This is a genomic window from Bowmanella yangjiangensis (genome assembly GCF_017255015.1).
In the GTDB taxonomy this organism is placed as follows: Bacteria; Pseudomonadota; Gammaproteobacteria; order Enterobacterales; family Alteromonadaceae; genus Bowmanella; species Bowmanella yangjiangensis.
Genome location: NZ_JAFKCS010000821.1, coordinates 1 through 317 on the forward strand (window position 1 = coordinate 1; position 317 = coordinate 317).

A 317-nucleotide genomic window follows, 5' to 3' on the forward strand; every position below is an offset into this window, starting at 1 on the left:
GGTTCTGCGATATCGCGCGCTGGCTGAACGCTGGCCGCATGCCCTCGAGTCGCCCTTGCCGCTGTATTTCGTTCAGGCCGATGTACTGCTGGACGGCTGGTTGAACGGCCTGCGCCGCAATGCTGACGGCGCCCTGGCCAGCCTGCAGGCAGTACCGGGGGCGCTGGCCAAGGAGGGCGCGTGGAAGTGGCACCGCCTGCTGCGGCCTTATGTGCTGCACGTGATCGCGGCGGCCTGCGAGCTGCCGCTGACCACCTTGCTCGTCGGGGAAGACCGCTCGCTGGCCTTCGACCCTGTACCTGTCGAGCAGGCTCGCG

The 317-nt window shown here is 68.5% G+C and carries 1 protein-coding gene; it reads left to right on the top strand.

What is annotated here, in order from left to right; genetic code table 11:
- The coding region (locus J0A65_RS26835) for a hypothetical protein (protein WP_206597211.1) at positions 1-317 on the top strand (317 nt) is incomplete at both ends.